At 34.0% G+C, this 15662-nt stretch carries 18 protein-coding genes; 13 read left to right on the top strand and 5 right to left on the bottom strand.

What is annotated here, in order from left to right:
- The first annotated feature begins 17 nt into the window (after window positions 1-17).
- The 7 genes from JNUCC52_RS01640 to JNUCC52_RS01670 all read left to right on the top strand — a co-directional run bounded on the left by JNUCC52_RS01640 (window position 18) and on the right by JNUCC52_RS01670 (window position 6956).
- Window positions 18-266, top strand: coding sequence for a hypothetical protein (locus JNUCC52_RS01640; protein WP_337981158.1), 249 nt, complete (start codon window positions 18-20; stop codon window positions 264-266).
- Between the two features lie 24 nt (window positions 267-290).
- Window positions 291-764, top strand: coding sequence for a hypothetical protein (locus JNUCC52_RS01645; RefSeq protein ID WP_337981159.1), 474 nt, complete (start codon window positions 291-293; stop codon window positions 762-764).
- A gap of 51 nt (window positions 765-815) precedes the next feature.
- Entirely contained in the window at window positions 816-1133 is a 318-nt protein-coding gene (locus JNUCC52_RS01650) for a hypothetical protein (RefSeq protein ID WP_337981160.1), read from the top strand.
- 493 nt (window positions 1134-1626) lie between these two features.
- Complete coding sequence (locus JNUCC52_RS01655) at window positions 1627-2361, top strand: metallophosphoesterase (RefSeq protein ID WP_337981161.1); 735 nt, start codon at window positions 1627-1629, stop codon at window positions 2359-2361.
- A gap of 620 nt (window positions 2362-2981) precedes the next feature.
- Window positions 2982-3671, top strand: a complete 690-nt coding sequence (locus JNUCC52_RS01660) for a FadR/GntR family transcriptional regulator (RefSeq protein ID WP_337981162.1) — start codon at window positions 2982-2984, stop codon at window positions 3669-3671.
- Window positions 3672-3675: 4 nt separating this feature from the next.
- Entirely contained in the window at window positions 3676-4896 is a 1221-nt protein-coding gene (locus tag JNUCC52_RS01665; protein ID WP_337981163.1) for a CynX/NimT family MFS transporter, read from the top strand.
- 572 nt (window positions 4897-5468) lie between these two features.
- A complete protein-coding gene (locus JNUCC52_RS01670) occupies window positions 5469-6956 on the top strand; it encodes an MFS transporter (protein ID WP_337981164.1) in 1488 nt (495 codons plus the stop codon).
- Window positions 6957-7178: 222 nt separating this feature from the next.
- On the opposite strand, the gene JNUCC52_RS01675 is transcribed toward JNUCC52_RS01670, so the two are convergent.
- Window positions 7179-7799, bottom strand: coding sequence for a flavin reductase family protein (locus JNUCC52_RS01675; protein WP_337981165.1), 621 nt, complete (start codon window positions 7797-7799; stop codon window positions 7179-7181).
- Between the two features lie 200 nt (window positions 7800-7999).
- Between JNUCC52_RS01675 and JNUCC52_RS01680 the strand changes: the two genes are divergently transcribed.
- The 4 genes from JNUCC52_RS01680 to JNUCC52_RS01695 all read left to right on the top strand — a co-directional run bounded on the left by JNUCC52_RS01680 (window position 8000) and on the right by JNUCC52_RS01695 (window position 10014).
- Window positions 8000-8323, top strand: coding sequence for a nucleoside triphosphate pyrophosphohydrolase (locus tag JNUCC52_RS01680; RefSeq protein ID WP_172771569.1), 324 nt, complete (start codon window positions 8000-8002; stop codon window positions 8321-8323).
- Between the two features lie 81 nt (window positions 8324-8404).
- Complete coding sequence (locus JNUCC52_RS01685; RefSeq protein WP_172771568.1) at window positions 8405-8725, top strand: hypothetical protein; 321 nt, start codon at window positions 8405-8407, stop codon at window positions 8723-8725.
- A 393-nt stretch (window positions 8726-9118) separates the two neighbouring features.
- On the top strand, window positions 9119-9373 hold the full coding sequence (locus JNUCC52_RS01690; protein WP_172771567.1) for a hypothetical protein: 255 nt from the start codon (window positions 9119-9121) through the stop codon (window positions 9371-9373).
- Between the two features lie 101 nt (window positions 9374-9474).
- Entirely contained in the window at window positions 9475-10014 is a 540-nt protein-coding gene (locus JNUCC52_RS01695) for a hypothetical protein (protein ID WP_172771566.1), read from the top strand.
- A 272-nt stretch (window positions 10015-10286) separates the two neighbouring features.
- Here JNUCC52_RS01695 and JNUCC52_RS01700 read toward each other — a convergent pair whose 3' ends face one another.
- The 4 genes from JNUCC52_RS01700 to JNUCC52_RS01715 all read right to left on the bottom strand — a co-directional run bounded on the left by JNUCC52_RS01700 (window position 10287) and on the right by JNUCC52_RS01715 (window position 12292).
- On the bottom strand, window positions 10287-10748 hold the full coding sequence (locus JNUCC52_RS01700; RefSeq protein WP_337981166.1) for a nucleoside deaminase: 462 nt from the start codon (window positions 10746-10748) through the stop codon (window positions 10287-10289).
- A gap of 600 nt (window positions 10749-11348) precedes the next feature.
- A complete protein-coding gene (locus tag JNUCC52_RS01705) occupies window positions 11349-11513 on the bottom strand; it encodes a hypothetical protein (RefSeq protein ID WP_337981167.1) in 165 nt (54 codons plus the stop codon).
- 198 nt (window positions 11514-11711) lie between these two features.
- The gene (locus tag JNUCC52_RS01710) at window positions 11712-11906 is read right to left on the bottom strand and encodes a hypothetical protein (protein ID WP_337981168.1); all 195 of its coding nucleotides are present in this window, start codon (window positions 11904-11906) and stop codon (window positions 11712-11714) included.
- Between the two features lie 86 nt (window positions 11907-11992).
- Window positions 11993-12292, bottom strand: a complete 300-nt coding sequence (locus JNUCC52_RS01715; protein WP_228134052.1) for a hypothetical protein — start codon at window positions 12290-12292, stop codon at window positions 11993-11995.
- A 741-nt stretch (window positions 12293-13033) separates the two neighbouring features.
- On the opposite strand from JNUCC52_RS01715, the gene JNUCC52_RS01720 reads away from it, so the two are divergent.
- The gene (locus JNUCC52_RS01720) at window positions 13034-13774 is read left to right on the top strand and encodes an N-acetylmuramoyl-L-alanine amidase (RefSeq protein ID WP_337981169.1); all 741 of its coding nucleotides are present in this window, start codon (window positions 13034-13036) and stop codon (window positions 13772-13774) included.
- Between the two features lie 366 nt (window positions 13775-14140).
- The gene (locus tag JNUCC52_RS01725) at window positions 14141-15655 is read left to right on the top strand and encodes a lmo1851 family serine protease (protein WP_337981170.1); all 1515 of its coding nucleotides are present in this window, start codon (window positions 14141-14143) and stop codon (window positions 15653-15655) included.
- Window positions 15656-15662 lie beyond the last annotated feature (7 nt).

The raw sequence follows: 15662 nt of genomic DNA on the forward strand, positions 1-15662 counted from the left end.
TCTATTGCTAATCAATAGTGTGTTTTAAAGATATTCTTCTCGAAAATGGTAGCAAACTATCAAAAGTTTATCAATCTAGTCGTTTACAAGAAGAGACATTATCGCTAGATAGTTTATCTGAATGGAATAAGTTCGCATATGTGTATGATGCAAACAACAATATTAAAAGCATTATTAATAAAGTAAATTACACTTATGATGCTTTAAATCAATTAACGCAAGAAGCATATATTGATGGTCCACAAATGGACTATACGTATGATTAAGTTGGGAATCCTTTTACAAAAAGCGTGAAAAATTCAGGGAAAACTGAATCAACTACCTATAAGTATAATAAGGCGAATCAATTATCGTTTGTAAACAATCAGCAATACTTGTACGATGCGGATGGAAACTTAACAAGTGATGGAACGTATACGTATGAATGGAATGCATTTGATCAGCTAACAAAAGTGAAAAATAATGCAGGTACTGTTATTGCTGAATATGGTTATGATGAAAAAGGTAGAAGAATCTATAGTAAAGATAGTAATGGGCCTATTTACTATGCATATGATGGAGATAGCAATCGCGTTCTTTATGAAAAGGATAAAAGCTCCTACGCAGTTAAAAGTTATGTTTACGATGATAACGGTCACCCACTCACAATGATTTACAAAGGCGAAACTTATCATTACCTTACAAACTATCGTGGTAGGTGCTATAGGAATGGGACTCCCGAGTCAGCTATAGAGCAGAAGCAAGTGATGTTTGGTATATGGTAAGTAGTGTAGTAAATAAATTATATAGAAAATATAGATAAATAGGTGAGATAAATGAGTGAAATTGTAAATGTAGTGCTTTTTTCTTTCATTGGTTTGATTGTATCGTTAGTAATAGTGGTTATATTTTTTAAAAGAAAAAAACAACACAAAGATTTCAAAGCAGTAATTTTTACTTTCAGTATCTTCTCATTAATTTGTATATACCTTAGTGTATCAGGGATAATTGATATTATGAATGTGCGGAATGGACAAACTCAATCTTCAAGTGGTTCCTGTGAAATTGTAAAGATGGACAATATTGGTGGTAGATTTGGCAGCGACGCGTTCTTTCAAGTATTAGTTAATAATTTAACAGTTGAAGCCAATTAGGAGGAATTCTCTTTTTTAGAAGAAGGAACATATAGCTGCACCATTCATTATAGTGAAAAATCCCGAAATTTGATAGATATACAATTTAATTAGTTGTAGCAATATTTTACTATGTGTGAGTATGATAAAAATCTGATGTTTGTTAAGAAGACTCCATACTCAGATAAAGCCTAAAGGTTTCTATCTGATAAAATTAACAAACTATTTAAGGTCGGAAAACCTAAAAATGGTTTTTAATTTGTTAAAGGGGAAACAAAATACTCTTAAATTGATATTGGAAAGGTATTTTTACTCAATTAGGTGCAAAATGAATGTAGCAATAGCTCTATCAGGAGTAATTGTATATGGATTGATGACTGTATATAGTACTTCTATAGGTGGTATAACGGTATAGGTATCTTTGCAATCATTTATAACCGAAAAAAGTCGAATTTTGTAACATTCTTCTCTATAATGAAAAGTAACGCCTGTTATACTAGAAAGGATGCTTTTTATGACACGAATTTTAGCCATTAGTGATATACATGGGGAATTAGAACTTTTAGAAGAATTATTAATAAAGGTAAAGTTTGATGCTACACAAGATAAACTATTTTTGCTCGGAGATTATATTGATCGGGGACCTGCTTCATGTGGTGTGTTGAATATAGTTGCTGAGCTACAAGCCACTGGGGCACGTGTGCTAATGGGAAATCATGAAGCACTTATGCTAAAAGCATGTCGTTTAGGGACTCCAAAAGCTTGGAATCATTGGGCTGCAGTCAATGGCGGGGATGCGACACTCGCTAGCTATGGCTATCATATGGAAGATTTTGAAGATGCTATTCTCACTAATACATTACCTAGTTACATTCAAACATTACCGAAGCTCGAAGAACATTTACAGCTTATAGAAACTTTTGAAACGTATATAGAGTTAGAAGATGCAATTTTTGTCCATGGTGGAGTTGTGCCGGGCGTAGCGTTAGCGGACACAGACCCCTTACGACTTTTATGGGTTCGAGAGGAATTTCATACTGGTTATAAAGGCGAGAAAACGGTGATTTTTGGGCATACACAAACATATGAGTTGCATAAAGACCCAACAAATTACGATGTTTATTTTGGTGACAATAATATTATTGGCATTGATGGCGGAGCTGTATTTGGAGGGCGACTTCACGCACTCGAATGGCCGAATCGTCAAATTATATCTGTTGAAAGTAAAAATCCAACAACGTTAGAATAACTTGTTGGATTTTTTTCGGTTTTACGTATATAACAGTTAACTTATAAACATGGAAGTGGCTATTCAGCAAAGCTGTTGTATAAAATACATGCTGGATACTCTGAAAAGTAGGGTGTGTAAAATCAACACGTTTAATGGACGACAGAGAATTAAATGTTGAGAAAATCAATATTACAAAGTTCAGTGCTACCCTCCAATAGGCGCATAAAGCCAATAAAAAACTACCTGTTTTTATAGGTGGTTTTTATTTATGTTTTAATTACATACAGCAACTAAATTAAAGTAGATTTGTATCTATCTTATTTACTTTTATAATTTGTTGATTTCCAACATAACGAGATTCATCTTTACTTTGCGTTATTCGTTCTACAAAATTTAAGTCATTTTCTCAATTCGGTACTATCAAAACTTAGAGCAGATGATTCCCTCACTAATTTAATTCTACTTTAATTTACAATTCGAATTTTTATTCCTAGCGTCAAGTTAGAAATTCACATGCGCATTTTACCTATATATATCAGCAATGTTAATAAGAATGTATATCGGATTGACAACCCTTTTTATTTATGTTAACTTTACCAACATACCAATCATCCTACAAATTTAAGGAGGGCGTAATTGTGATTCAAAAAACAAACAGAATGAACCTAGTAGAACAGGTTGCTTCTCAAATAGAGCAGTTAATTGAATCTGGAAGCTGGCAAGTAGGAGAAAGAATTCCTCCTGAAATGGAATTGATGGAAAAGTTTGATGTCAGCCGTAATACACTTCGCGAAGCAATTCGTGCCTTAGTACATGCAGGATTACTGGAAACGAAACAAGGCAGCGGAACAACCGTCCGCTCTGCCAATTCTCTTGGAGCAGCACTTAAACGTTATGTAAAAAAATCAGCGTTGCTTGAAATCCTGGATGTGCGCTTAGCTTTAGAAAAACAGGCAGCCCAGTTGGCAGCTGAACATAGGACAGATGCGGATTTAGCAAAACTTGAATCATATATTCAAGATTCGCTTCAAGCTGCTGAAAATAGTAATCGTCAACAATTTATAGAGTTAGATATTTGTTTTCATAAAGCTGTTGTAGTGGCTTCTAACAATCAGCTCTTAGTTGATTTATACGAGCCACTTTTAGAAATCATCTATTCGTTTGTGGAAGATTTACTGACAATGAATGCGCCTTTTAACTTTGAAGAAGAACTGCACAAGGGGTTATATACAGCCATTCGTAGTCAGGATAAAGTAGCTGCTGCAACCTATGTTGAAAACTATATGGAGGCATTAAGAAAAGTAATTGTGAAATTGATGGAGGAATAACAACATGAATAAGGAAGCCATATCATCCACATTAAATAAAAATACAAGAAATAGCTGGTTATTACTAATTGGTATAATCTTAGTAGGGTCTAATTTAAGAGTGCCCTTAACTTCTGCTGGGTCACTTATCCCTTTGATACGAGATGATCTTGGTATCAGTAATGCGCTTATAGGAACGATTACAACAGTGCCTTTACTTGCCTTTGCACTGCTTTCACCGTTTGCTCCAAAAATAGCAAATCGGATTGGCATGGAATTAACGATTACTTTATCCCTTATATTACTTATAATTGGGATTGCAATTCGCTCATTTTCAGGAATTTTCTCTTTATTTTCTGGTACAATTTTAATTGGAGTTGCAATTGCAATGGGTAATGTACTTATTCCAGGCATTGTAAAAATGAATTTTCCACAAAAAATCGGTTTAATGACTGGGATTTATGCTATATTTATGAATCTATTCGGTGCGCTTGGTTCTGGGGTAAGTGCACCTATTGCTTCTATTGGTAATGTTGGATGGCAAGGTGCGCTTGGCATATGGGGAGTGTTGACACTCATTTCTTTATTGCTGTGGTTACCACAGCTTAGTAAACGACAAAAAGGTGAGAAAGTACAAGTTAAAGTAAATATAAAGAAAAAAGGTAGTTTGTGGCGTTCTCCACTCGCTTGGAAGATAACAATATTTATGGGTGGACAATCACTCATGTTTTATACTTTAATCACATGGTTACCAGATATTTTAAATATGAAAGGGTATAACTCAAATGCTGCTGGTTGGATTGTTTTTCTAATGCAGTTCTCACTTATTCCTATAACATTCATTGTTCCAGTACTAGCGGAAAAAATGAAAAATCAAGTTGGTCTAAGTATTACAACAGCCATTCTATTTATTATTGGATTAGCAGGGCTACTGCAAGGAAATTCAGTGCTTGTTCCTTTATGCGCTATCATTCTTGGAATTGCGGGAGGAAGTGCCTTCAGCCTATCCATGATGTTCTTCACACTAAGAACAAGTGATGGAAAAGAAGCCGCAGAAATGTCAGGAATGGCTCAGTCTTTCGGTTACCTTTTAGCGGCAGTTGGACCAGTGTTGGTTGGCACATTGCATGATTTATCAGGTGGATGGTCAATCCCACTTATTTTACTCATTTTTTTATCTTTCGTTCTGTTAATTGTTGGAATTGGGGCAGGAAAAGAAGGACATGTTACAAATGATGTAGATTAACATCATACTATGTTGAAGGAGTAATCCTGACACGAATGTTTGATGGTGAAATTAGCTGTAAAGTTATTGCAGATAAATTATAAAAATAACAATGATTTTTCCATTTGAAAATAATAGTTTAATTGACTCGGGTATATCTTTATTTTTCTATCGATAGAAAGGCGTATGTATTTTGGTCAATTAATCATTAAAATATTGATTACGCTGTTTGGTGCGATTGTAATGATGACAGACTTAAAAGAAAATACTATATGGTTATTTAGCTTTTGGTTCGTACTCACTTTGTATATGATTTTCGAGGGGTTTTTTTCTAAAAAGAAAAATCTGCAAATATATGTTTAGTGAACTTAATAAGGTGTAGGATGATTTGATTTACAAATGTTTTAAAAGCCTTCCACATAATCTGTGGAGGGCTTTTCTTATATAAATAGGAACCAGACACTTTAAAAGAAACATTTTGAATGCTTTTTGATGAAATTTTGTATTTTTGTATGAAAGAAATTAATAATAAATTACATATTGGATAGCTTAACAATAGTATGTATTAATTTTAACAACGAGGAGGCTTTCGATTGGCTGATAATAATAACAATAATAGCCCAAAATTGAAGAGAAAATCGAAACCAAAGTTGAAAAAAGAAGAAATTACTGTAGTTGACACAAGTTCCGCCCGTAAAGCTGTTATAGCAACTGCTGTTGGTAATGGTATGGAGTGGTTTGATTTTGGCATTTACTCTTATTTAGCTGCTACTATTGGACAAGTATTTTTTCCTGAAGTCAGTGGTCCTATGCAATTAGTATTTTCTTTTGCGACATTTGCTGTCGCCTTTGTTGCTCGACCTATCGGAGGAATTTTCTTTGGGATGCTTGGGGACCGATTAGGCCGTAAAAAGGTGTTAGCTATTACCTTAGTTATGATGGCACTGGCGACGTTAAGTATTGGCTTAATTCCATCCCATTCATCTATAGGGTATACTGCCACAGTGCTTTTACTCATAGCACGTTTAATTCAAGGATTTTCATCGGGGGGAGAATATTCAGGTGCTATGACGTTTATTGCTGAATCCACTCCTGATAAGAAAAGAGGATTTATGTCAAGTGGCCTGGAGGTAGGAACTTTAGTTGGTTATATCGCAGGGGCTAGTCTTGTTACTTTACTTACTTATATTTTGGGCCAGGACACAATGTTGGAATGGGGTTGGCGTATTCCATTCTTCTTATCAGCTCCTATTGGTTTAATTGGCTTTTATTTGCGAAATAATTTAGAAGAAACGCCTGCTTTTGAGGCAATGAAAGAGAAGACAGAAGAGGAAAATGCTATATCTGTAAAAAATATTTTACAATTCCACTGGAGAGCAATCGTTGTCGGTATGTTTGTTGTTTTCTTTTATATTGTTGTCAATTATATCGTATTATCGTATATGCCATCTCATTTAACGGCTGTGCTTGGATATGGCGAAGCGGAAGGGCTTTTATTAATTGTCATCGTCATGGTCATCATGATACCGATTGTTCTACTAATGGGGTATTTTAGTGACCGTATAGGAGCGAAAAAGATTATTCAAGGAGGGTTAATTGGGCTAATCCTTTTAAGTATACCTTCGTTTAATTTAATTGGTAGTGGCAATACAATGCATGTATTTTGGGGATTATTGATTCTTGCAGTATTTTCCGCTTCTTTTCAGGGAACAATGCCAGCGCTATTGCCGTCTCTATTTTTCACAAATGTAAGAAATGGGGCATTGGCGATTACATTTAATATCTCTGCGTCATTGTTCGGTGGTACTACACCACTACTTGTATCATGGTTAATTAGTAAAACGATGAATGAAATGGTACCTGCCTACTATGTGATATTTGCATCTGTTGTCGGTATTATTGTTGTTTCCATCTTTCTAAAAGATACTTCTGGCATGGCACTTCGAGGTTCACCACCAGCTGTTGAAGAGAAAGCTGAAATAAAAGAGATTTTAGAAGATCCCGAAGAAGCATTATGGTGGCATGAAGAAAAGAAAGTTATAGAAGAGCGTATTGAAGATCGTTTGGATGATGGAAAGTAAATTTAAACATCAATTTTTAAATCGTCACACTGTGTTGCTAAAGAAGCTAGGATAAAATATAAAGCATAAAAATAAAGCAACCGACTACTTGCGACTATTGAAGAAAATGAAATCATAGTAGTAGGTTGCTTTTTCTGTATATTTTCGGTTACATATCGTATAAGGGATTTTTCGCTTAGGGCAGATTCGCTTATGAGCGTTACTGTTCAAACTTCGAAATGGCTATGCTCGAAAATTGTTACCTAAATGGTCACCAAGAGCAAAATAATGACGGAAATTATAAATAAGTGGGCTCCATTTATTTGGATCAATATGATTTTCTTCAATAACAATTTCCGTATGTGCATGTACTTGTATTGCTTGTGTCTCAACAATGGCAAAATGAGAAGAATAGTCTGGTTTACGAATGTGTGTAACTTTTGCTTCAATTTGAATGGGACACTCCATAATTCGAGTGGGTTTTACTAATGTAGCTTTTATAGGTGTTAAACCACTAATCTTATATTTTTCCTTTTTATAAGTATAGCCATTTTGCTTTTTAAATTCTGGAACTGGATTTTTTCCTGTAAAAGGGGCTAATTGTTCAACATTTTCCCACAGTGAGGGGTCTGGTATATTAATGACACATTCAGGATGACGTTCTAAATTTTCAATGGCCTTCCCATCAATACCGATACCTAATACTATATACTCTCCCAATGCCCAAGAAGAAGATAAAGGGCTAATATTCACTGTTCCATCCTCATTCAAAGTGCTAAGTAAAATAACAGGGAATCCATAATATAAAATTTTCGGATTTATCATTTTTGTATTGGGAATTGTTATTTGCTTGTTTATTTTCATTTTTAGTGCCTCCTACTAAATATTCTTTTTTTCAAAATTCATTGTAAACTCTTAATATTTCGAGATGTATCGAAGTGTCGGTTACATAAATTATTAAACATGCATTTAATTGAAGTTTGGTTATTGGATTAAATAGAGCGGTGAAATAATTTGAAATATATTACAATGAGGTTGTAATGACACTATAAAGGAGAATGCCAATGCCTATTTATAATAAGTTAGTACGAGATCGGATTTTAGAAATTATTGAAGCAGATGGTTTACAGTATAATGCAAGAATTTTAGAACCACAGGAGCTTCTAGTAGAAGTAAAAGCAAAAATAATAGAAGAAGCTAAAGAGTTTCATAAGACCGTAAACGTTCAGGAGGGCATTGAAGAATTAGCTGATCTTTTAGAATTAATACATACAGCTATCAATGCGTTAGGTGTAAGTTTTGAGGATCTAGAAGGAATTCGTGAGCAGAAAAAGGCTAAACGTGGGGGTTTTGACAAGGCGATTTATTTAATGAATGTAGAGGAATGAAAATTGGAACTATTTGTATACTCTAAACGTCTACATGCTAAATAAATGGGCAATATAAAGATAAAGAGGGGGGCTTTAGAAATGATTGGTTTACTGAATGTTGGTAGTCTAGTAATTGGACTAATTGCATGGCTACTTCCTATTGTTGGCCTTATGCAATCTAAAAAGCACGACTATATAATATGGGGATTGCTTTCTAGTTTGAGTTTGAGTGCTTGTGCAATTGCACTTATTTTTCAATTGTATTATCAATATCATCTCGTTAACATAGAGGATTGGAGTGCACTTATGGACACAACAGGCGCTGTAATTTTCGCTGCGACTGTCCTTCTCGTTGTAACTGTTTTATTAAATATTTTAACACTAATTGTATTTCGAAAAAGATTACAAATTGCGAGGTAAAAGTCGATAGGGCAGGATTAGATGTTAAAAATCTTGAAAAAACCTACGACATTGTTCTTTATTCTTTTCCATTTCTTAAATCCCCATTCCAGCAATAGTAACGGTTATTGCACTTTTTCTGGTCCAATGGATCAAGGGGAATATGTCATTTTTCATGCTAAATATGCTGAAACAAAAGTCAATTTTTAATGGATATTTTCATATTGAAAACAAAGGAAAGCAATTGTCCAAATAAGGGCAATCGCTTCTTTTACAATTAAAGCATATATATACACTAAGTCCATGATGAATGTAGCAATTTCTAACTTGCGGGTTTTACGCTTTTATTAATTGTGCATGTGCGTCATAAATGTATTGACTCTGTGAAAGTTGACCACAGAAGGGAATTGAAATATGAAAAAATCGAAATTTGAAAAGATAAAAATCGGTTTTGGTATTGTTCTTTTACTGCTTGCACTACTTGGTTTCATTTTTGAGCATCTTACAAATATTACATTGACCATTGTAGCTATAATAATACTAGTAACTAAAATTCAAGAATTGAAAAAAGGCAAAAAAACAATTTCAAACTATTTGCTAATTGGTGTATGGATATTATTAACCATTGCAATATTTCTAATCACAATTATGGATATGATTAATTCCTAAATTTTAAAATATATTCATTTCACAGTAACGATAAAGGAAGATAGGATAATGAAAAGTTTTTCGGAGAAAATATACCTAAAGATAATTTAGGAGCGATACAATTGAAGAAAAATAAACTGCTTACATTGTTATTTATAAGCGCTTTATTATATGGAACAATGAATGAAACAGTAAAAGCAATATCGAATGATCGTCCCCAACCTTTAGAGGAATTTCTCCCACAAATCGGATACAAAACAATAGAAGCTGCCATAAAAGAATTTGAGCAACATTTTAATCAAGACCTTAAGCTGCCACTTAGAATACCTCCAATAAGCTTTACACATCAGTTCGGAAGGTTTAATTCTAATAATCATTTAGAGGTAATGATGCTAAGTGAGGAATTTCCGCAAAACCATTATAAAATTGATGTTCGGCCGATTGAGCAAAAAATAAAATTTGATAAGTATATGTCAAAAATTTATAAGTTAAAAAATGGTGTGGATGCACTTTTTATAGATAGTCCAAAAATTGGCTTTAATTTGTTAGTTATCGAAAGAGATGATTGGCAATATGTGTTTAGTATCGATAAAGATGTAGCTGATAAAGTAACGCCTGAAATCCTTCTTCAAATAGCCAATACAATAGATTATGAACAATAATAAGCAAAAGAATTGTTAACTTGTTAAGACCGCAAATGGCGGTCTTTTTCGTTTACCAAAGCATTTACTTCTCTTCATACCGCATATCATTCTATTCAAAAGGGTATTGCATTAGCTAAACGATTGGATGTGCAAGATGCAATTCATGACTTTGAAGAATTAGTTGAAAAATTAGAGCAAAAAAATAAACAATAACTTCTTTATTTAAAGGATGCGAGAAGTTATTGTTTATCGCTAATGAACGCAGTATTTTCCTTGCTATTGAGAAAACATTAATGGCTAAATGAGTAGCCTTCAAAAACCTTTAAGCCTTCAGCGTTTAATACTTGCTCAACTAAAATTGGTTTATGCGGACTTTTATCAATTACTTCTTTACTTGAAATCATAATATTGCTACCTGCAATTTTGGCTAATTGATCATGCGATACACTGTACACGATTTTCCCTAATTTAGACCAGACCATCGCACCTGTACACATGACACAAGGCTCACAGCTCGTATATAAAGTATAATCGCTCAAGTCGAATATGTTATTTTCAGAGCAGAACGTCCTAATTAGGCCGATTTCAGCATGATGTGTTGGATCGCAAAAACTATTAATTTTATTTTCACCATACATGACAATTTCATCGTTTTTTACTAAAATAGCGCCAAATGGTTCATTGCCAGCTTCTCTAGCATTTAAAGCCATTTTAATAGCTATTTTAATAAATTGTTCATCAATTTGTGTCATAACTAATACCTCCGATTCAATGCCATTATAACTGAATGTACACCACTTTGAATACATTTTTGAGCGTGTTAGCTTAGCCCATTACTTAAGCTTTCTTTTAGAATAAATCGTGAACCAAATAAAATACAAGATAGTAACAGTTGAAAGACCTAACGAAGCATAGCGGTTATGTTCATAAGGCAAAATAATATAAAGGACTATTGCGATTAAGATTGCTGGGAAAACCGTATAAAACCAAACCCTCACGGCTTTATTTTTAAACGACATGTCAAATCTCTTCATACAAACACCTCTGCAAAGTTTACTACTTATAAATTTTTTCGATTTTTACAAGTTAATATAATCGTGCTACCATCATTAAAAATCCAAAACCTTTATAAGTAATTGTTTTATGTAATATTTAGTAAAAGTGATCCAATAAAAGTAATCACGATATCTATGATGGCATTCGCTATCTTCCCAATCATCTAACTTCTCCAATGCTTTGAAAGTAAGGCCAGTGTATTCATTAGTATATAGTGCTACTTAATAATTATAAGGCTTATAATGTTTTAATTGTTCAGGCGGCAAGATTTTGCCGTAAATTGTTTGGCAATCCGCCTAAATACCACTGGCATTCGATTGATTGTTATCTTCATCTGTATATTTGATTTCTTCTATTAAATAGTTGTGGACTTTATATTCATATATTCGCTTGTTCAGTTGTACAAGGCAATATGGACTTCGCACAAAGAAGAGTAACGTTATCATAATCAATTTTCTCATATAACTTCACCTACCTTGTCGAGTGGGCAAACTTATGTCTAATATGAAATAGAGGGAACATACTGCATGCAATAGAGCTTTGAACTAGGGAATGCACTAAGCTGATTATGGTTGAGTATAAGTTGTTAATTGTCGTGACATCTTCACACTCCCACAACATACTTAATAGATATGTATAAGAAACCGTCTTCGATTCAATTACTCTCCATCGTAAACAATACTGTAAGAAATATTGAGTTTGGTACAGACCCACGATTCAAAGATTTTATCTATCGCCATTTTCGTTTCTACGTTATTCATCTTTTCGTCTATTCCCAATTGTTCAAATGTAAATGTCTCTAGTATCCTTTCTTCATATTTCGTATCCACCGTAAATGTCACTGTTCTGCTCATTATAAGTATTCTCCTTTCAGTATGACAAAACTGGACTTACTTCTAGGGAAATCAGTCCTAAACGCAAGTCCAGTCTAAAAAGTATATTATTGTTTTACTGTTTCGCTTTTTAAAGCTTCTTCATTACTATTTTGTTTCTTTTGGATACTTAAAATAATGAGTGCTTGTACAGTCATCGCAAGTACGATAAAAATTAAATGTGTATTATGAAAGAACCATTTTGATATGAAATAAAATATAGGTGCAGATGATAAATAGGAGATATATTGATTTTTCGTTGCAATAAAAATAATCGTCGCTATACAAGAAGTAACTAATAAAAGTTCTACTATAATACCGATTGAACTACTGTCTAGGTAGTATTGTAATTCGTTCAAATAGGACATGCCAAGTTCACCTCGCTTTGTTATCAAAAGTTTTACAAAAATTGTAACACATCAAAGTGTTATTTGGAAGATAATTGGTAGGGAAAGTATTGCCTTTATAATCGCTTTATCGTTTAGGTCCTCTAAAAAACTAATACTGCTATTATCATGCTCTTCTAAAGGGCTATGTCCGCAATTGTCAATTCTATTCGAATTTAATGTAGAACTTGAATGAGCATCATTTTCTCTCCATGCCAAATTGATAGAATTTCTACGTTGTCCTCTCCCGATACATCTAGTTGAAGTTAAGTAAGTAGTTGCATTAAAAAAGAGGCTTTTTGAGTAGCCACGCAATTTTTTATTCCCACAAAGCAAGTTCATATTTAAATATTGGCGATTTTGTGTAGAAAGGGTATATCATGTAAAAAAAGAGGTCAGAGAAACATAAACGATTTGGAAATTCTAAAAGGGTACTGTAGGAAATAAAACGTAGTGAGTAAATAGAGCAGAAAGAATTTCGCTCAATTAGTCTATGCAATAGTATTATGAGTTTTTTACGTAATAGAGTGTATATAAAAACACAAATGAATTTGGCATTACAACATACTATAAGAATAACTTGGATGCACAAGTGACGAGACAAAGAGCATTACTTGAACACTATTGCTCGTTATGTAGACCGATTACAGTTTAAGTAGTCGGTTTTCTAATGAAAAACAAAAGGGAATTGAAACGCCATTTAATTAGGAAGGGGGTAATTGCGTGGTATCAATAAGACAAAAATTAGTACCTGCAAACCAAGCTGCCAAAATTACAAATGGGAAAAACAATGCAAAAAAATATATCGTTGTCCATGAAACAGATAATACAAGCGTAGGAGCGGATGCGGATGCGCATGCTCGTCTACAATTTAATGGTAATAGTCGTGCGGCAAGTTGGCACTGGCAAGTAGATGATCATGAGGCAGTACAATCTTTTGAACACTATTGGGAATGCTGGGGAGCGGGAACTTATATAGGAAATACGCAAGGAATTCAGGTTGAAATATGTGTTAATAGTGATGGCGATTTTAATAAAGCTGTCGAAAATGCAGCAGCTTTAATAGCAAAAATAATGAAAGATGAACATATTTTAATCCAAAATGTCGTGCAGCATCATTATTTTAGTGGCAAAAACTGTCCAAGAAATATACGTGCAGGGAAAGTTTCCTGGACTAATTTTTTGAAAATGATTACAACTATTGAAACGCCACAGCCCGAAAAACCACCAACCGAATCAATGAAATACCGTATTATTACTGGAACATATAGCACACGAAATGCCGCCGTCAGCGTAGTAGATGTAATGAAGAAACGTTTTGGCTGGGTTGCTTATATTGAGCAGGATGGTGCGCAATATCGTGTAAAAACAGGTACCTTCACAGGGTTAACTGCTGCCAAAAGTGCAGAAATAAAAATAAAAACGGCTAAATTAGCACAAGTAACATATATTGTGGAAGCGTAATCAGTATAATACAAAATCTATGAGTATTTTAGTTGACTGCAAATAGGAAATGAGTAAAATAGAAAAGCAGTACTATTATATTCCATAAACTTAGCAGCTAAGAGCATTCACGTGCCTCAGTAAGGTATCTGAGGCACTTTTTATTTATAAATTGTAAAATAGGTAGTATTTTAAAGACACTATGCTATTTATAGAAAATGGTCTAGGAAAAAGTACCTTATTAATGTGCAATTTTATGAAGTTAATAGAGGGACAAGGGTTGTCATGAAATTTTGACACGCTTTTTCTTTTCGTCTTCTCTATAACCTGTTAAGATGGTAATAGTGTGACAACAAGTTAGTGTATATGAGAGTGGTGACAATCAAGATGGATGAACAGAAAAAAGATGGTTTAGAACAACAAGAGCAAACACAGCAAGTAGAGGTAAAACCAGCGGGACAATTTATTCAGATGAAACCGTTTAAATTTATTATGCTGATGTTCTTTACAATCTTAATTACCGCAGGCTTAACAATTTTTGCGTTAACATTCGGTGAAAAGAAAGTAGTAGAAGTAAAAGTTCCGATAGAACGTGCGGAATTTACAAAATTATACGAAGCATTTGATATGCTAAAAGACAAATACTACAAAGATATTGATGATGAAAAAGTAGTGGATGGTGCTATTAACGGCATGTTTGATGCATTAGAAGATCCGTATTCTGATTTCATGGTGAAAGATGAAGCAGAACAGTTTAACTCTGGATTATCTTCAAGCTTCCAGGGAATCGGCGCTGAAATTCAAGAACGTAATGGTTTCATTACTGTTGTGTCACCTATTAAAAATTCACCTGCTGAAAAAGCAGGACTATTACCAAAAGATATAATTTTAACTGTTGACGGCAAAAGTATTCAAGGATTTAGCGCTTCTGAAGCAGTTGCTCTAATCCGTGGTGAAAAGGGTACACCTGTTAAACTAACAGTGAAACGTGGAGAAAATGCTGAGCCAATTCAAATGACGATTGTACGGGACGATATTCCTGTTGAAACGGTTTATGGTGAGATGCTAGATGGAAATATTGCACATATTCAAATCACATCGTTTAGTGAACAAACAGCAGCAGAGCTAGAAAAAATACTTGCTGAATACGAAGGAAAAGGCATGAAAGGGATTGTCCTTGATTTACGCCAAAATCCTGGTGGTTATTTAAATGCAGCAGTAGAAATTTCGAATTTATTTGTGCCAGAAGGCAAGGCGATTGTACAAGTGCAACAAAAAGACGAAGAGCCTGAAATTACAAATGCTGCATCAGGGAAAAAGTACAATTTACCTGTCACTGTATTAGTTGATAATGGAAGTGCTTCAGCATCAGAAATTTTAGCTGCCGCTTTAAAAGAGTCGGTTGGTGCGAAAATTGTTGGAGAAACTTCTTTCGGTAAAGGGACAGTCCAAAATGTTACACCATTAAAAGATGGTTCTAATTTAAAATTCACTACTGGTAAATGGTTAACACCAAACGGTAACTGGATTAATGAAAAAGGTATTGAACCAGATGTAAAAGTAGCTTATCCTGCTTATGCTTCTTTACCAATTATCGATCCAACAATTGAAATGAAAGATGGCATGCAATCAGACTCCATAAAAGTGGCTGAAGAAATGCTAGAGGTGCTAGGATATGAGCCTGGTAAAGCCGACGGTATTTTTGACAAGTATACAGAACAAGCAGTGAAAAAACTGCAAGCTGATAATAAGCTTGAAGAAACAGGCATTTTGACAAATGAAACTACTTACGCATTAATGGATGCATTACGTGCAAAAATGAAATCAGATGACCCTCAACTTTTAAAAGCAAAAGAACTTATTTCTGATGCAAAAGAACAAACTGAGAAAAAAACAAACTAACACTGTA

The sequence above is a fragment of the Lysinibacillus sp. JNUCC-52 genome (assembly GCF_015999545.1).
Classification (GTDB): Bacteria; Bacillota; Bacilli; order Bacillales_A; family Planococcaceae; genus Lysinibacillus.